At 40.7% G+C, this 14,197-nt stretch carries 16 protein-coding genes; 13 read left to right on the plus strand and 3 right to left on the minus strand.

Annotated elements, in window-relative coordinates:
* Window positions 1-22: 22 nt before the first annotated feature.
* From gspL to LZP46_RS05835, 11 genes are all read left to right on the plus strand, one after another.
* Window positions 23-1,162, plus strand: a complete 1,140-nt coding sequence (gene gspL, locus LZP46_RS05785; RefSeq protein ID WP_236094971.1) for a type II secretion system protein GspL — start codon at window positions 23-25, stop codon at window positions 1,160-1,162.
* Window positions 1,162-1,641 (plus strand): type II secretion system protein GspM, encoded by a 480-nt coding sequence (gene gspM / locus LZP46_RS05790; protein WP_019837593.1) that lies wholly within the window; start codon window positions 1,162-1,164, stop codon window positions 1,639-1,641. The genes gspL and gspM overlap by 1 nt, the downstream gene beginning before the upstream one ends.
* A 111-nt stretch (window positions 1,642-1,752) precedes the next feature.
* Entirely contained in the window at window positions 1,753-2,754 is a 1,002-nt protein-coding gene (locus LZP46_RS05795) for a quinone-dependent dihydroorotate dehydrogenase (protein ID WP_236094972.1), read from the plus strand.
* A gap of 3 nt (window positions 2,755-2,757) precedes the next feature.
* Window positions 2,758-3,339, plus strand: a complete 582-nt coding sequence (locus LZP46_RS05800; protein WP_004971476.1) for a CvpA family protein — start codon at window positions 2,758-2,760, stop codon at window positions 3,337-3,339.
* A 25-nt stretch (window positions 3,340-3,364) separates the two neighbouring features.
* On the plus strand, window positions 3,365-4,903 hold the full coding sequence (purF, locus tag LZP46_RS05805) for an amidophosphoribosyltransferase (protein WP_236094973.1): 1,539 nt from the start codon (window positions 3,365-3,367) through the stop codon (window positions 4,901-4,903).
* Window positions 4,904-4,998: 95 nt separating this feature from the next.
* Window positions 4,999-6,888: a M48 family metallopeptidase gene (locus LZP46_RS05810; protein ID WP_236094974.1), complete on the plus strand. Its 1,890-nt coding sequence runs from the start codon at window positions 4,999-5,001 to the stop codon at window positions 6,886-6,888.
* Window positions 6,889-7,057: 169 nt separating this feature from the next.
* Window positions 7,058-7,708 (plus strand): hypothetical protein, encoded by a 651-nt coding sequence (locus LZP46_RS05815; RefSeq protein WP_236094975.1) that lies wholly within the window; start codon window positions 7,058-7,060, stop codon window positions 7,706-7,708.
* A gap of 63 nt (window positions 7,709-7,771) precedes the next feature.
* Complete coding sequence (locus LZP46_RS05820) at window positions 7,772-8,746, plus strand: 2-hydroxyacid dehydrogenase (protein WP_236094976.1); 975 nt, start codon at window positions 7,772-7,774, stop codon at window positions 8,744-8,746.
* 105 nt (window positions 8,747-8,851) lie between these two features.
* On the plus strand, window positions 8,852-10,288 hold the full coding sequence (locus LZP46_RS05825) for a M48 family metalloprotease (protein ID WP_236094977.1): 1,437 nt from the start codon (window positions 8,852-8,854) through the stop codon (window positions 10,286-10,288).
* A 48-nt stretch (window positions 10,289-10,336) separates the two neighbouring features.
* Window positions 10,337-10,711, plus strand: coding sequence for a GFA family protein (locus LZP46_RS05830; RefSeq protein ID WP_236094978.1), 375 nt, complete (start codon window positions 10,337-10,339; stop codon window positions 10,709-10,711).
* A 66-nt stretch (window positions 10,712-10,777) separates the two neighbouring features.
* Window positions 10,778-11,140 (plus strand): hypothetical protein, encoded by a 363-nt coding sequence (locus LZP46_RS05835; RefSeq protein ID WP_236094979.1) that lies wholly within the window; start codon window positions 10,778-10,780, stop codon window positions 11,138-11,140.
* A gap of 153 nt (window positions 11,141-11,293) precedes the next feature.
* Here LZP46_RS05835 and LZP46_RS05840 read toward each other — a convergent pair whose 3' ends face one another.
* Together LZP46_RS05840 and rpsU are read right to left on the minus strand one after the other, a co-directional pair.
* Window positions 11,294-11,740, minus strand: a complete 447-nt coding sequence (locus tag LZP46_RS05840; RefSeq protein WP_236094980.1) for a GatB/YqeY domain-containing protein — start codon at window positions 11,738-11,740, stop codon at window positions 11,294-11,296.
* 31 nt (window positions 11,741-11,771) lie between these two features.
* On the minus strand, window positions 11,772-11,987 hold the full coding sequence (gene rpsU, locus LZP46_RS05845) for a 30S ribosomal protein S21 (protein ID WP_001136722.1): 216 nt from the start codon (window positions 11,985-11,987) through the stop codon (window positions 11,772-11,774).
* A 146-nt stretch (window positions 11,988-12,133) separates the two neighbouring features.
* On the opposite strand from rpsU, the gene tsaD reads away from it, so the two are divergent.
* Window positions 12,134-13,150 (plus strand): tRNA (adenosine(37)-N6)-threonylcarbamoyltransferase complex transferase subunit TsaD, encoded by a 1,017-nt coding sequence (gene tsaD / locus LZP46_RS05850; RefSeq protein ID WP_236094981.1) that lies wholly within the window; start codon window positions 12,134-12,136, stop codon window positions 13,148-13,150.
* Between the two features lie 94 nt (window positions 13,151-13,244).
* On the opposite strand, the gene LZP46_RS05855 is transcribed toward tsaD, so the two are convergent.
* Window positions 13,245-13,502, minus strand: coding sequence for an EexN family lipoprotein (locus LZP46_RS05855; RefSeq protein WP_004971457.1), 258 nt, complete (start codon window positions 13,500-13,502; stop codon window positions 13,245-13,247).
* 354 nt (window positions 13,503-13,856) lie between these two features.
* Here LZP46_RS05855 and LZP46_RS05860 point away from each other — a divergent pair, with 354 nt between their 5' ends.
* Complete coding sequence (locus LZP46_RS05860; protein WP_178318512.1) at window positions 13,857-14,168, plus strand: hypothetical protein; 312 nt, start codon at window positions 13,857-13,859, stop codon at window positions 14,166-14,168.
* Window positions 14,169-14,197: the final 29 nt, after the last annotated feature.

Raw genomic sequence — 14,197 nt, forward strand, 5'->3', positions numbered from 1 at the left:
ATTCAACGGTAGAACGATAATAATGCTGTATTTATGGATGCCAGAAGCCAATGGGGTTTGGCAATGGTCAAATGGGGAACATTGGACAGAGGCAGATAATCTTGATGCCTTGATTCAGTCATTGCAGCCTTTTCAAGGGAAAGATGCTGTGGTGTTTTTTCCAAGCCGTGATGTACAAATCATGCAACAAACTTTGCCTAAAGCCCAATATAAACAATTGGGTGCAGATGGCGTGAAGTATTTATTAGAAGAATATACCGTATTGCCAATTGATGCGATGAAGGTGGTTCATCATTTTGTGCCACCTGAGCGAATAACCGTGCTGGGAATGGCTAAGCATAGTATTGAAACCTATTTGCATGTATTCAGTTTGTTACCTGTTAAAATTAGTGCATTGTTACCTGACTTTTTAATTTTGCCGCAACCTGAAGCAGGACAAACGGTGATTGGAAATATTTGCGGACGTTTGCTGGTACGTGAAAGTGAATTTTTAGGTTATTCAGTTGATGATTTGGCGCTTTATTTAGATTATCAAACTGCAGAACGCAATTATAAAATCACCAACTTTAGTGCAGAGCAGATGCAAAGTATTGAAGCATTTGTAACCCAAGAGCAGTTAGAAAGTTTTCATTATGTTGTACCTACATTGGCGAAAGCCAAGCAGCATCCATTCAATATGCTACCAAAAGCCAAGCACGACACGGGTGTTTCAGGTTATTGGAAAGCCTGTGCTGCGGTGTTTCTTGGGATTTTAATTGTACAATTTAGCTATGATGCACTGCGCTGGAGCAAACTTAAAAAAGTAGCTGATCAAACAGCGATTCAAGCCATAGAACAGTATCAATATTGGTTTGGCGCAAACAGCCGTATTACCGAACAAAATATTCAAAGTCAGTTTCAAAGTCAGGTACGCATGAGTAAAAATGCAGATACTCAAGCGCTGCAATTGCTTAGTCGCGTTGGCCCTGTGTTGATGCAAAATCAAATTGTGGCTAATCGTGTGAGTTATGATGCGAATATGTTGAACATGGAGTTGAATGCCAACTCGGCAGCAACCTTGCAAGCACTCACCCAACAATTAAATCAGCAAGGTTTTAAGGTCGAGCTAGGTAATATTCAGCCGAGTGCATCAGGCGCAGTAGGATTGGTGAAAATACAATAATGAAAGCCATGGAAAAAATGTCCACTTTGATGGATCGACGTATTGAACTGATACAAGATTATTTAGATCGTTTAAATCCACGTGAACGTGTTTTGGTGGTCTTTACCACAATTTTTGTGATTGTTGCTGCTGTAGGTTCGGCGTTGTGGTATATGCATGCTGCGGCCGAAAAACAGCAAAAACGGGTGAATGACCTTAAAGACTTGGTGGTGGTGATGCAAAGTCAAGCGGTCACCATGAAACCTGCTAATGATGCACAACTCAGTGCAGCCGATAAGATTCAGCGTGTGGCTCAGCAACAGGGCTTATCGGTCGCTTCGCAGCAAAGTGGCGACAAGATGCAACTGGTGGCTAGTCACGCCAATTATGCTGTATTGGCAAATTTTTTAACCCAATTGGCGCAAATGGGTTTAAGTATCGAAAAAATGGAATTAATTTCTGAAGCAGGGCAGATTAAATTAACTGCGACAGTCCAGTAAAGGCTAAAAATAAAGTCCGAAACTCGGAAAATAAACTCATGTCAAGCATAGCGTTTTGAATGGGCTAAGCCTATAATATGGCGACTTAGAAAGCAGTAGACTTTTGCAGATATGTTGTATTCTCTAGCCCGCCCGCTGTTATTTTCTTTAGCACCAGAGCGTGCACATGAGCTGACACTATCACTGTTGAAATCGAGCCATAAAATGGGCTTGATGCGTCAAAAGACTGTAGCGAAACCTCTGACTTGTATGGGAATTGAATTCCCTAATCCAGTAGGTTTGGCAGCGGGTCTAGACAAAAATGGTGCGTATATTGATGCCTTAGCTGGTTTGGGCTTTGGGTTTATTGAAATTGGCACCATTACGCCACGTCCTCAAGCGGGCAATCCGCATCCACGTTTATTCCGTATTCCACAGGCCAAAGCCATTATTAACCGTATGGGTTTTAATAATGATGGGGTCGATCAGCTGATTGAAAACGTCAAAGCGGCAAAATTTAAAGGCATTTTAGGGATTAATATTGGCAAAAATGCCGATACACCAGTTGAAAATGCAGTAGATGATTATCTGATTTGTTTGGAAAAAGTCTATAACTATGCCTCTTATATTACTGTAAATATTTCATCACCGAATACCAAAAACTTGCGTAGTTTACAAAGTGGTGATGCGCTGACTGAATTATTGCAAACCCTTAAACAGCGTCAGTTGGAGTTGGCAGAAGAACATCAACATTATGTGCCGCTAGTCTTAAAAGTTGCTCCAGATTTAGACCCAGAAGATATTCAGTTTATTGCTAAACAATTGTTGCAATTCAAAATTGATGGTCTGATTGTGACCAATACCACTTTGTCTCGTGAAGGTGTAGAAAATTTGCCGCATGGCGATGAAGCAGGTGGTTTGTCGGGTGCGCCTGTGTTTGAAAAAAGTACAGCATGTTTGGCGGCATTTTCAGCAGCACTGAAAGGTGAAATTCCTTTAATTGGTGTAGGTGGCATTTTGTCGGGCGAACAAGCCGTTGCCAAAAAAAATGCAGGTGCAAGCTTGGTTCAGGTGTATAGTGGTTTAATCTATGTAGGTCCTGAGCTAGTTCAAGATTGTGTGAACGCCTTGTAACTTATGAATACCATTGATATCGTTATTCTGATTCTCTTGCTGATTGGAGGGTTGAACGGTTTGCGACAAGGATTTATTAAAGCCTTTGCGAACTTGGTAGGATGGATTTTTGCCCTAATTGTTGCGGCAAAATATGCAGTTGTCCTAGCACCTTCGATGACAGCACTCAGTAGCGATCCTGTGGTACAAAAAATTGCAGCCTTTGCATTTATTGTCTTGGTAATTGTGGTCCTGACTTGGATTGTAACCGCTGTTCTAAATGGTGTTTTAAAGAGCTTGAAGCTTGGCCCATTAAATCGTTTGGCAGGCGGTGCATTTGGTACCTTGAAAGGCTTACTCATTGTCCTTATTACCATTCAAGGCATTGGTCCTTGGGTCGAAAGCTCGCCTTATTGGAAACAGTCTAAATTTGTACAAACTTTATTGCCGTATGCACCGTGGGCAACAGAACTGTCCAAAGACGCTGCCAATGAGGCTTTACAGCACATCAAGTCGAAAGATGCCGCGCCATCTTCCGACATCGCATCTGACGCAAAAGAAAATCGCTCTGGCGCAGATGGCTCAACGAATAATCCTTTTTATTAATCCCTAGCTGGTCTGCGAGGTTGCTATGTGTGGAGTTGTTGGTATAGCTGGTAAATCACCTGTTAACCAAATGTTGTTTGATGCATTAACGATGTTACAACATCGTGGACAGGATGCAGCTGGGATCGTAACTTGCCACAATGGGCGTTTGTTCTTGCGTAAAGATAACGGTATGGTGCGTGATGTATTCCATACACGTCACATGCGTGCGTTGCAAGGTAATTATGGTATTGGGCACGTGCGTTATCCAACTGCAGGTTCATCAAGCAGTGCCGAAGCGCAGCCATTTTATGTGAACTCGCCGTACGGGATTACTTTGGCACACAATGGTAATTTGACCAATGCCGAAGAAATTCACGAAGATCTGTTTAAAACAGATTTACGTCACATGAACACCGATTCTGACTCAGAAGTGTTATTGAACGTATTTGCACATGAATTGCAAAAACGTGGCAAATTAAACCCAACTTCAGAAGATATTTTTCATGTGATCAGCCGTGTGCATGAGCGTTGTAAGGGTGCTTATGGCGTTGTTGCTATGATTACAGGTCAAGGCTTGGTTGGCTTCCGTGATCCAAATGGTATCCGTCCATTGATTTACGGTTCACGTGAAACTGAACAGGGCATGGAATATATTATTGCATCAGAATCTGTGGCAATTACTGCACTTGGCTTTAAAGTTGAACGTGATATTGCGCCGGGTGAAGCGATCTTTATTAATGACGCAGGTGAATTATTTACCCAGCAATGTGCCGCTAAACCTGAATATCGCCCATGTATTTTTGAATATGTATATTTTGCTCGTCCAGATGCGACCATTGATGGTATTTCAGTGTATAAAGCGCGTTTGAAAATGGGTGAAAAACTGGCGCATAAAATTACCCAAGAGTGGGGCGAGCAGCACGATATTGATGTAGTGATTCCCATTCCTGATACATCCCGTACCTCGGCTTTAGAGTTGGCAAATATTTTAGGGGTTAAATTCCGTGAAGGTTTTATGAAAAACCGCTATATCGGACGTACCTTTATTATGCCAGGTCAGCAATTGCGTAAAAAATCAGTGCGCCAAAAACTGAACCCTGTAGAGCTTGAGTTTAAAGGCAAAAATGTACTGTTGGTGGATGACTCGATTGTCCGTGGTACGACCTGTAACGAAATTATTCAAATGGCACGTGATGCTGGGGCGAAAAAAGTATTCTTTGCTTCTGCAGCGCCAATGGTGAAATATCCAAACGTGTATGGTATTGATATGCCAGCCAAAGATGAATTAATCGCGTCTAACCGTAATGTCGAAGAAATTCGTGAAATTATTGGTGCAGACCGTTTAATTTTCCAAGATTTAGAAGATTTAAAACAAGCCGTTCGTACCCATAAAGTACCGCATTTAACTGAATTCGAATGTTCAGTATTTGATGGCGTGTATGTAGCTGGCGGAATTGACGAAGCTTATCTGAATGATCTTGAGCAAAAGCGCAACGACTTGGCTAAAAAAGGCAAAGATGGTTATATTGATGTCAATATTGATGCCGCGTCAGTAGACTTAACTGGTGTAAAAGAGAGTTAATTTTTTTCTGATCAGCTCAGTGAGAAAAGCGGGAAATTCCCGCTTTTTTCATTTATGATGGTGGCTCAAATACAATGTAATTCAGGATGTTTACATTGAGGTCTGTGAGTAGTTACTTGATTAAAAACAAAAATATGATTTGGTCTGCAATTTTATGTTTGGTTGCAGTCGCTTTGACCCTGTTTATCTTAAACACAGTTTTGGGTCTGTTGGTTTATTATGTGGATTCAAGCCAGTCCATCTATTGGCACAGTCTAAGCCCATACTGGATTACAGTTTTAGTGCTGATTATGACGGTATCCGTCATTTTGGAATTTTATGTTTTTCGTTCAGGCGGTCACTCCTTGGCAAAACAATTGGGTGCGCGTCGTTTAACCCAGTTTGAAAGTACCCCAGAAGAAAGTACCGCACTTAAACTGAGCGAACAATTGGCAGATACTTTTCAAATTCAAGCACCCACCGTATATGTATTGCCCGATGAAATTGGGGTAAATGCCTTAACTGCAGGTTTTAGTCATAAAGATATTGTGATTATTTTGACTTGGGGTGCTTTACAAAACTTGGATGAACAAGAGCTATATGGACTACTTAGCCATGAGTTTAACCATATTTTGAGCGGTGAAACCATTGATAATACTAAGCTTAAAATCCTCTACAGTAGTCTAACCACGTTGAGTAAGTGGGGCAGTAGCATCGCCAAACTTGGCTTTGGACAGCATCGTGATGCACCGCCACATAAGCTGGCAACTTTTTTTGTTGCTGTCGGTGGTGGCATTTGGTTATTGGGTAGTTTGGGGGTGTTGATTACTCGCTTCATTAAATACATTAGTCTAAGCGGACGTACTTTTAAAAATGATTTAAAAACTAAGCGCTTGATTCAAAACAATGCCAATATTCAAACTTTGCTGCGAATTTATGTGCATCATGCAGGGTCGCAAATTCATAGTGAATATTCTGAATCTATCTCCCACATGTGTTTTGCCAATTCGCTTAGCCCGCAAAGTTGGATGAATATTCATCCTAGTATCGAAGCACGTATTTTTGAACTTGATCCAACCTTGGTACAAGATTTGCAGTTGGAAAATCTGAAGCGTTTACGCAATCAACCTTTATTTAGCCTATTTCGCTCGTTAGAAGAAATGAATGCGGAATATTATGCACCGTGGAGCTCTCCACAACCTTTACCTTTGCTGCGCTTATCACCAATTAGCTTTGCAATTAATGATGCAATGAAGCCTCTCAAGCCTGAAATTCGCAATAACATGCCGCGTCCAGAATTGATTCAGCGTGCCTTACAAACGGCAACGGGTTCGCGTGAAGTGATTGTCGCCATTTTGATGATTCGTCAATATCGTGAATTTATTCCTGCTGAAGCAGAAGTCAGCCGTGCAATTGTAGATGCTTTATTAAATTTGGATGGGCGAGTACATATCTCGATTTTCCATGAAGCATGTAAAAATATTGGTGGTATGCCGCTGAGTATCGCACGGCAGTTTTTAACCAAACTGGCAAAAATCATTCAGGAAGATGGTGAGATTGGTTTATTAGATGCTTTGCTGCTAGAGCGAGTTAAGTTTGAATTAAATTTGCTGCCCTTACATACGCCTGCAGCATTACATGAAGTGAAACCGCAAATTGTACGTTTAATTGATGCTTTATTGCATGTGCAGCAGATTAATAGCGTCAATCAGTTAGATGTACGAGAACGTATTTTAGAGCGTATTTTAACTGCAGATGAATTGATTGCTTATGAAGAAATCTCAGATGAACCGATTGATTTATCAGAAATTTTAAATGATATGGCAGGTTTGTTACTGCGTGATCGACTGATGGTGTTGGGCATTGCTGAAATTTGTTTGTGGAATGACCGTATTATCACCCAAGATGAATTGGATGTTTTGGAGTTGCTCTATTGGCGTTTAGATTTTAAAACCGAAGAAATTGTCGAGCAAATGCAAAAACAAAACAGTTTGATGATTGTGTGACACTGATTGATTAGGTGTGTTAAAGCAGATTTTGAGAAAATACGAATAGGTCAGATTGGGTGAAAGAAAGCACAGCATTGTGCGGCCTTTCTAGGTAGAATAGGTGTTATCTTGTATATTCTTCTGTGATAAATACGTGCAGCGAAAAATTAGCTAGGTGATGATAAACATGATGGCGCATCAGCGTGAGATTTTAGCCAGTTTGGGAATCGATATTTGGGTTTCTAGAACGGCTGTGCCTCAAACTTTGCCACAATCATCGCTTTGGCGCGACCAAGCTGCCCCTGAATTACACAGTGAAATTATTGTTCCAGCTGCAGTACCTCAACAATCCAAACAACAACAGCCAACTATTCTCGAAGAGCCTAAGCAAGAACCATCTCCTCAACATACGACAGTGGAAGTGGTTGCGCCAGAAGTTATTCCTGAAGCGCGTGTCATACTGCAAATCGAAGCTTTTAGCATTGAAGCTTTACAGTTACCGCATTGTGTTATTTTGGTAGAAAGCACTACCTTGAGTCAGAAACAGCAACAATTGTGGCGTAATATTCAGCATGCGCTGCAGGCCGAATATCATGTATTACAATGGCCTTTTGCCTTAGAAGTATTACAAGATGGCATAGGGGTAGAAAATTATGTACAAGGTTTTGTTGATGTTTTAAGCGCTGATAAAAACATGCTGATTTTAGGTCATTTACCGCATTTTAAATCTGAACAATGTTTGCATTTAGCCAGTTTGCAAGAAATGCTAGAACAGCCACTGTTGAAAAAAAGCCTGTGGGATGCGATACAAATCACATCGTTACAGCCTAAAGCCTAAGTCAATTCAGATATTTAAAACTCTACATATACAAGCTATTGTAGACACGAAACAGGGATAATCATGCGTAAAAAAGTGGTGGTGTTTAGTCAAATTGATGCAGAAATATTAAGTAAGCTAGAGCAAGATTATCAGGTGGTGCAGGTCAGCCCTAAATTGGGTGATGTGAATCAACAGTTGCTAGAGCATGTGCAAGATGCCGATGGCATGATTGGTGCAGGGCGTTTGCTTAATCAAAGCAACTTGCATACTGCGACTAAACTCAAAGTGATTTCGAGTGTCAGTGTCGGTTATGACAATTGTGATGTAGATTATTTAACCCAACAAAAGATTAGCCTCTGCCATACACCGCATGTCTTGACTGAAACCACAGCAGATTTAGCCTTTACCTTATTGATGAGTGCAGCACGACAAGTGCCATATTTAGATCGGTGGACTAAACAAGGACAATGGAAACGTACCGTTGGCGCAGCGCAGTTTGGACAGGACATCTATGGTAAAACCATCGGTATTGTAGGTTTAGGGCATATTGGTGCTGCTATCGCGCGTTGTGCATTTCATGGTTTTAATATGAACGTGGTGTACCATAATCGTCGTGAAAAAATGGAAGTGGCGCAGGCATTTAATGCAGAATATTTGAGTCTGGATGAATTGCTACAACAGTCTGATTTTGTGGTGCTGGTAGTCGATTTAAATGTGGATTCTAAAGCCTTAATTGGTCAGCGTGAACTTGATTTAATGCAGTCACATGCAATTTTGGTCAATATTTCGCGTGGTTCGGTCATTGATGAACAGGCACTGATTCAGACCTTGCAAGCAGGCAAAATTTTTGCCGCAGCTTTGGATGTCTATGACAAAGAACCCCTGCAAGAATCACCATTATTTGAGTTAGACAATGTCGTCACTTTGCCGCATATTGGTTCTGCAACTGCAGCAACTCGTCGACAAATGGCAAATTTAGCTTATAAAAATTTGGTTGATGCTCTGGAAGGACGTCGTCCACAATATGTGGTTAATCCTGCTTGCTATACGCCCTAAAGTTAAAGATGATTTGGTAAAAATTGATAACACATCATTGCAAATGCGTTCATTTTTCAATGTTATAGTGAATCATAATGCAAGATATGTATTTGAGATCATCCATTGAAACGTATATTACTGATCTGCGGTTTGAGTTTTGCCAGTATTGCGACAACCCAAAGTGCTAATTTATCCACCACAGCACAATTTAATGTGCCTGAAATAGGCAGTGGTGTGGGTTTAATTGATCAGCAAAAAGAACGCAGTATAGGTGAAAAAGTCTATCGGGAAGTGCAGCGTAAAATGCCTGTCACACAAAACCCGTGGCTAGAAGATCAATTAATCAATACGTTTTCGCATCTACTCAGCCAAACTCAACTGGGGCAACCTATTGGGCTACTCATTATCAATGATCCACAAATCAATGCCTTTGCCGTGCCAGGCGGTTTATTTGCGTTAAATACAGGGCTTATTAATTCTGCCCGTAATATGAATGAAGTTGCTGGTGTAATGGCGCATGAAATTGCCCATGTATCGCAACGTCATTACAGCCGATCTCAAGAGGCATTTAAAGGACAGGGCTTGTTGGCCCTGGCTGGAGTTGTGGTTGGAGCATTGGTTGCCTCACAAGCTGATGGTGATGCTGGCGCAGCAGTGATGATGGGTTCTCAAGCCGCTTTAATGGATCAGCAATTGACCTATAGCCGTAATCAGGAACGTGAAGCAGACCGTATAGGCATGCAATATATGTATAGCGCAGGCTATAACCCGCAAAGCATGGCAGATTTTTTTGAAGTGATGCACCGTACCACCAGTCGAGTCAGCTTCTTACCAGACTTTTGGTTTACCCATCCCTTAACCTCAGAGCGGATGAGTGAGGCGCGTTTACGTGCCAATCAATTACCACCTGTGCCAACCTCGCTGCGTGATGAAGACTTTGAAATTTTAAAGTTATATAGCTTGGTGGTTTCTCAGCAGGCGACAGAACAACAGCTCAAAGCACTTGCAACCCGTAACCATTTTGCTGCGAATTTGGCTTTGGCTTATTTTTATAGCCAGCAAGGCGATTATGTATTAGCCCAGCAAAGTATAGATCAGGCTAAAAATCACAATCTTTTACATAATTTATTGACACTTATTCAAACTGACATTTATTTAGGGCAAAATAAAATTGATTTGGCACTCAAAACAATTAGCTCACCTGCGCGAATTATGCCTGAAAATCGTGCACTGAATTATAAATGGGCAGAGGTTTTGATTCGTCAAAATCAAACTACGCAAGCAGAAAATATTTTGAAGGATTTCTTGCAAAAAAATCCGCGTGATTTATCGGCCTGGAATTTAATGCAGCAAGCGGCAAATGCAGACCGAAGTTCTGCATTACGTACGGTAAATGTGTTACGGTATCGTGCAGAAGTACAGTATTGGTCAGGTTGGGAAGAAGAGGCAATTAAATCACTACTGCACGCGCAGCGTTTAGCCAAAGACAATCAGGCGATGTCGGCAAATATAAAAAACCGTGTGACTGAAATGCAAAGAGAGCGACAGTTAAAAATATAAGTCGGGCGTATAAACGGTGGAATAACAATAAAGAAAAGGAGTTTAAAAATGATTGAGGGACAATGTTTATGTGGTGCGGTGTATTACCGTTACCATGCCGAAATTGAAAAAACAATCTTATGTTTTTGCCAGCATTGCCGCCGTGCGCAAGGTGGTATTATGGGATGGAATAGTCCAGTTGCACGTGAACATTTTGAAGTGGTACGTGGCTTAAAATACCTAAAAGAATATTTTCATAGTCCCAATAAAGCACGGGTATTTTGTCAGGAGTGTGGCAGCCCGATTTATTCATATCGGCTAGATTTACCCGATATTATTCGTTTGCGTTTAGGAACTGTGACACAAGGCAAAGTTCCCGAACCATATGAGCAAGCTTTTGCGCAATACAAACCGAACTTTTTGGTAATTGAGTCGTATAAATAGTCATTCACTAAATATACAATGCTAAAATAGAACTCGAAATTGAGTTGAAATGACCCTGAATTGAAAATGAAAAAATATATTTATTTATGCCTTATTTTGGGGATGAGCTTGCCAAATGTTTATGCTGCGAGTGCAGAGCAGTATGTGTTGGCTGTCGAAGAAATTAATACGCAATATAAACAAGATACCCGACAGTTTTTACGGGGGTTAAATCCACAACAGCAGGGTTTTAATCCGCAGCAACAGCAGCAGTTTTGCGGCATTGTTAGTCGTTATGTCGATCGTTTATATCAGGCAGCTGATGAAAACCGTGCCTATTTGGATCGTCGTTATCAAAATATTAATAAACAGGATGTGATTCAGCAGGTCAGTACATCTAAAGAAATGCAATTGCTGAAAAAGTATCAAGTGAACTGCGATTTAAAGTAAAAGGTTAAAGCAAAAGTGTCTAAGGGTGAATAGATAATCTATCTCATCCTAGGTTTAGCATTTTACTGAATAGTATTAGAGAGAAAGATTAAAGCAGGTTTAATCTGACTTTTAAATCAGTGTTCGGATAAACACAAATTTGGGGTGAGCTGATTAGCTTAATTTGGCTTTAATTTTTGCAGATACTTGTGCAGGATCGGCGCGCCCGGCTATGAGCGGACGCAGAGAGTTCATCACCTTACCCATATCTTTCATGCTAGTAGCTTGTTGCGCTTGAATGGTTTGCGCAATCATGGAATCAAGTTCTTCCTCAGTCATAGCTTCTGGTAGAAACTGAGATAACACCTCAATTTCGGCTTGTTCCTTACTAGCTAAATCTTCTCGGCCAGCGCCTTCAAAGGCTTTAACCGATTCTTTACGTTGTTTAATTTGCTTTTCAATGACCGCAAGAACCTGAGCATCGTCAAGCTCTTTGCGCTCATCGACTTCGATTTGCTTAATTGCTGCCTGTAGACTACGAATTACCGTTAACTTATGCATTTCTTTAGCGCGCATAGTCGCTTTTAAAACGTCAGTGATTTGGTTTTTTAAAGTCGTCATCATTTAATCCAGACAGGCAATCACAAATTAATTAGTAAAGGCGAGTAGTACGTACTGATTCACGCGCCAATTTCTTTTGGTAGCGTTTAACAGCAGCAGCTTTTTTGCGCTTACGTTCTTGAGTTGGTTTTTCGTAGAATTCACGCTTACGTACGTCAGCTAAAACACCTGCTTTTTCGCAAGAACGTTTGAAACGACGGATAGCTACGTCTACTGGTTCGCCTTCTTTCAATTTAACTTGTGGCATGAAGAATCCTCATTAAGTTATGGATAAGATCTGGGCGAAATTGCCCACGATCACAAGTGAAGGTCAGTATTTTACTCATTTACATCTTATATCACAAGTCTATAATAGGTTTCGCAATAGAATTGATACAGGTTATAGGCAATTTAATGATCGTTTTAGGCTTAGAAACATCTTGTGATGAAACAGGACTTGCACTGTATGACAGTGAGTTAGGTTTGCGCGGGCAAGTACTGTATAGCCAAATTAAATTGCATGCAGAATATGGTGGTGTGGTACCTGAATTGGCATCACGCGACCATGTGCGTAAACTTATTCCTTTAATCAATCAATTACTTGAGCAGAGTCAAGTCAAAAAATCTGAAATTGATGCCGTGGCCTATACCCGTGGACCAGGGCTAATGGGCGCACTCATGACAGGCGCATTATTTGGGCGAACTTTGGCATTTGCCTTAAATAAACCTGCAATTGGGGTGCATCACATGGAAGGGCACATGCTTGCACCGTTATTGTCTGCGACACCACCAGAATTTCCGTTTGTCGCTTTATTGGTTTCGGGTGGTCATACACAGCTCATGGCAGCTTATGGCATTGGCCAATATGAATTGTTAGGTGAGTCGATTGATGATGCTGCGGGCGAGGCTTTTGACAAGGTTGCTAAAATGATGGGTTTACCGTACCCGGGTGGGCCAAATATTGCCAAATTGGCCGAACAAGGCGATGCCACAGCCTTTGAATTTCCACGTCCAATGTTGCACCAAGGCTTAGAATTTTCATTTAGTGGTTTAAAAACTGCGGTTTCAGTACAAATGAAAAAGTTGGGTGATGCAAACCGTGATGCAGACATTGCGGCAAGTTTCCAAGAAGCGATTGTTGATACTTTGGTGAAAAAATCGGTAAAAGCTTTAAAACAAACGGGTTTAAAACGCTTGGTGATCGCTGGTGGTGTGAGCGCAAATACTCGTTTACGTGAGCGTTTAGAAGCGGATTTAGCTAAAATTCGTGCAACGGTTTATTATGCAGAACCTGCATTGTGCACCGACAATGGAGCAATGATTGCTTTTGCGGGTTATCAGCGTTTAAAAGCAGGGCAACAAGATGGTTTATCGGTTACGACTACACCACGTTGGCCGATGACGGAGCTTACCAATCCAACTGCGGGTTAAGTTGTTCGTAGCATAAAATCAATCAGAGGCAATAATCTGCCTCTGACTTTTATGCTAAGTTTTTACATTAATATTAGAAACGAATACTTAAGACTTAGCGAACTGCGTCCATTAAACCTTTGGTAAGATCTTTCATCATGCCTTGCATCACAGCATTCCCTGCATTTGTACAGTTTTCTAATTTTTTACCTTCTAGTGATTTACCTTGATTGGCCATTTCTTCGCACTTCTGCAAAACTTTTTTAGCTTCATCTAAGTTCTCGGCATAATACTCTTGCGTTTTCACTTGTGTACATGCTGTAAGCGTTGTAATTAAACTTACTGTAATTAACAAATTTTTAAATTTAAACATTATTTTTTAACCGTTGTTTGTTTTAAAGAGATTGCATCTTAAGCGAATAATGGGTTCATAAAATAATACAATGGACTAAAGTTGATCTTATTAAGTAAAATTAAATAATTGCAATATAAATATTTTTAATTTTTTTGAAGTTTTATAGTCATATTCTATCCCAAACTTTATTTCACGTATTGGTTTCAAATAGAACTTCTTTATTTTTTTTGTGCACTCATCCTACAATTTATAGAAATCCATAAAGTAGCTGACAGCAGTATTTAAATCTGTGAATCCTGTCCAATTGTTGTGTTTTCAACTTTAAACTATGATTTTTGGTAGATATTTAATATAAAACCAATTGAGATAAACATGCGATTTAAAAATACATTTTGCATTATTTGTGTGATGGGGATGATGGTATTGACCGCTTGCGAAGGGGCTGAGTCAATACAGCAAAATATAAATAGTACAGAAAATCAGCCGAGTTCAGTGACAGCCCAACAGGTCGAAGTACCGACTCGTTTGACTACTGTAGCAACTCATCCTTCGGCTATCACACCTGAAGCGACAGTACCGCAAGAAGTATATGTAGGAGAGCTGACTGTGGCAGAAATGCAGGCGCATGGCGAAGAATTTTATAAAGACACATTGGCACGGATTGCTGCAGAACAAGGTCAGTAGTCGCTCAGTCATTTAGCGCGTTTAAATAG

Source organism: Acinetobacter sp. SCLZS86 (assembly GCF_021560715.1).
GTDB classification, from domain to species: Bacteria; Pseudomonadota; Gammaproteobacteria; order Pseudomonadales; family Moraxellaceae; genus Acinetobacter; species Acinetobacter towneri_A.

Coding starts and splice junctions, on each gene's coding strand:
- LZP46_RS05800 (WP_004971476.1), top strand. CDS start 2,758: ATGAATACCATTGATATCGTTATTCTGATTCTCTTGCTGATTGGAGGG.
- LZP46_RS05840 (WP_236094980.1), bottom strand. CDS start 11,740: ATGACGACTTTAAAAAACCAAATCACTGACGTTTTAAAAGCGACTATG.
- gspL (WP_236094971.1), top strand. CDS start 23: ATGCTGTATTTATGGATGCCAGAAGCCAATGGGGTTTGGCAATGGTCA.
- LZP46_RS05835 (WP_236094979.1), top strand. CDS start 10,778: ATGAAAAAATATATTTATTTATGCCTTATTTTGGGGATGAGCTTGCCA.
- tsaD (WP_236094981.1), top strand. CDS start 12,134: ATGATCGTTTTAGGCTTAGAAACATCTTGTGATGAAACAGGACTTGCA.
- rpsU (WP_001136722.1), bottom strand. CDS start 11,987: ATGCCACAAGTTAAATTGAAAGAAGGCGAACCAGTAGACGTAGCTATC.
- purF (WP_236094973.1), top strand. CDS start 3,365: ATGTGTGGAGTTGTTGGTATAGCTGGTAAATCACCTGTTAACCAAATG.
- LZP46_RS05860 (WP_178318512.1), top strand. CDS start 13,857: ATGCGATTTAAAAATACATTTTGCATTATTTGTGTGATGGGGATGATG.
- LZP46_RS05815 (WP_236094975.1), top strand. CDS start 7,058: ATGATGGCGCATCAGCGTGAGATTTTAGCCAGTTTGGGAATCGATATT.
- LZP46_RS05830 (WP_236094978.1), top strand. CDS start 10,337: ATGATTGAGGGACAATGTTTATGTGGTGCGGTGTATTACCGTTACCAT.
- LZP46_RS05855 (WP_004971457.1), bottom strand. CDS start 13,502: ATGTTTAAATTTAAAAATTTGTTAATTACAGTAAGTTTAATTACAACG.
- LZP46_RS05795 (WP_236094972.1), top strand. CDS start 1,753: ATGTTGTATTCTCTAGCCCGCCCGCTGTTATTTTCTTTAGCACCAGAG.
- LZP46_RS05820 (WP_236094976.1), top strand. CDS start 7,772: ATGCGTAAAAAAGTGGTGGTGTTTAGTCAAATTGATGCAGAAATATTA.
- gspM (WP_019837593.1), top strand. CDS start 1,162: ATGAAAGCCATGGAAAAAATGTCCACTTTGATGGATCGACGTATTGAA.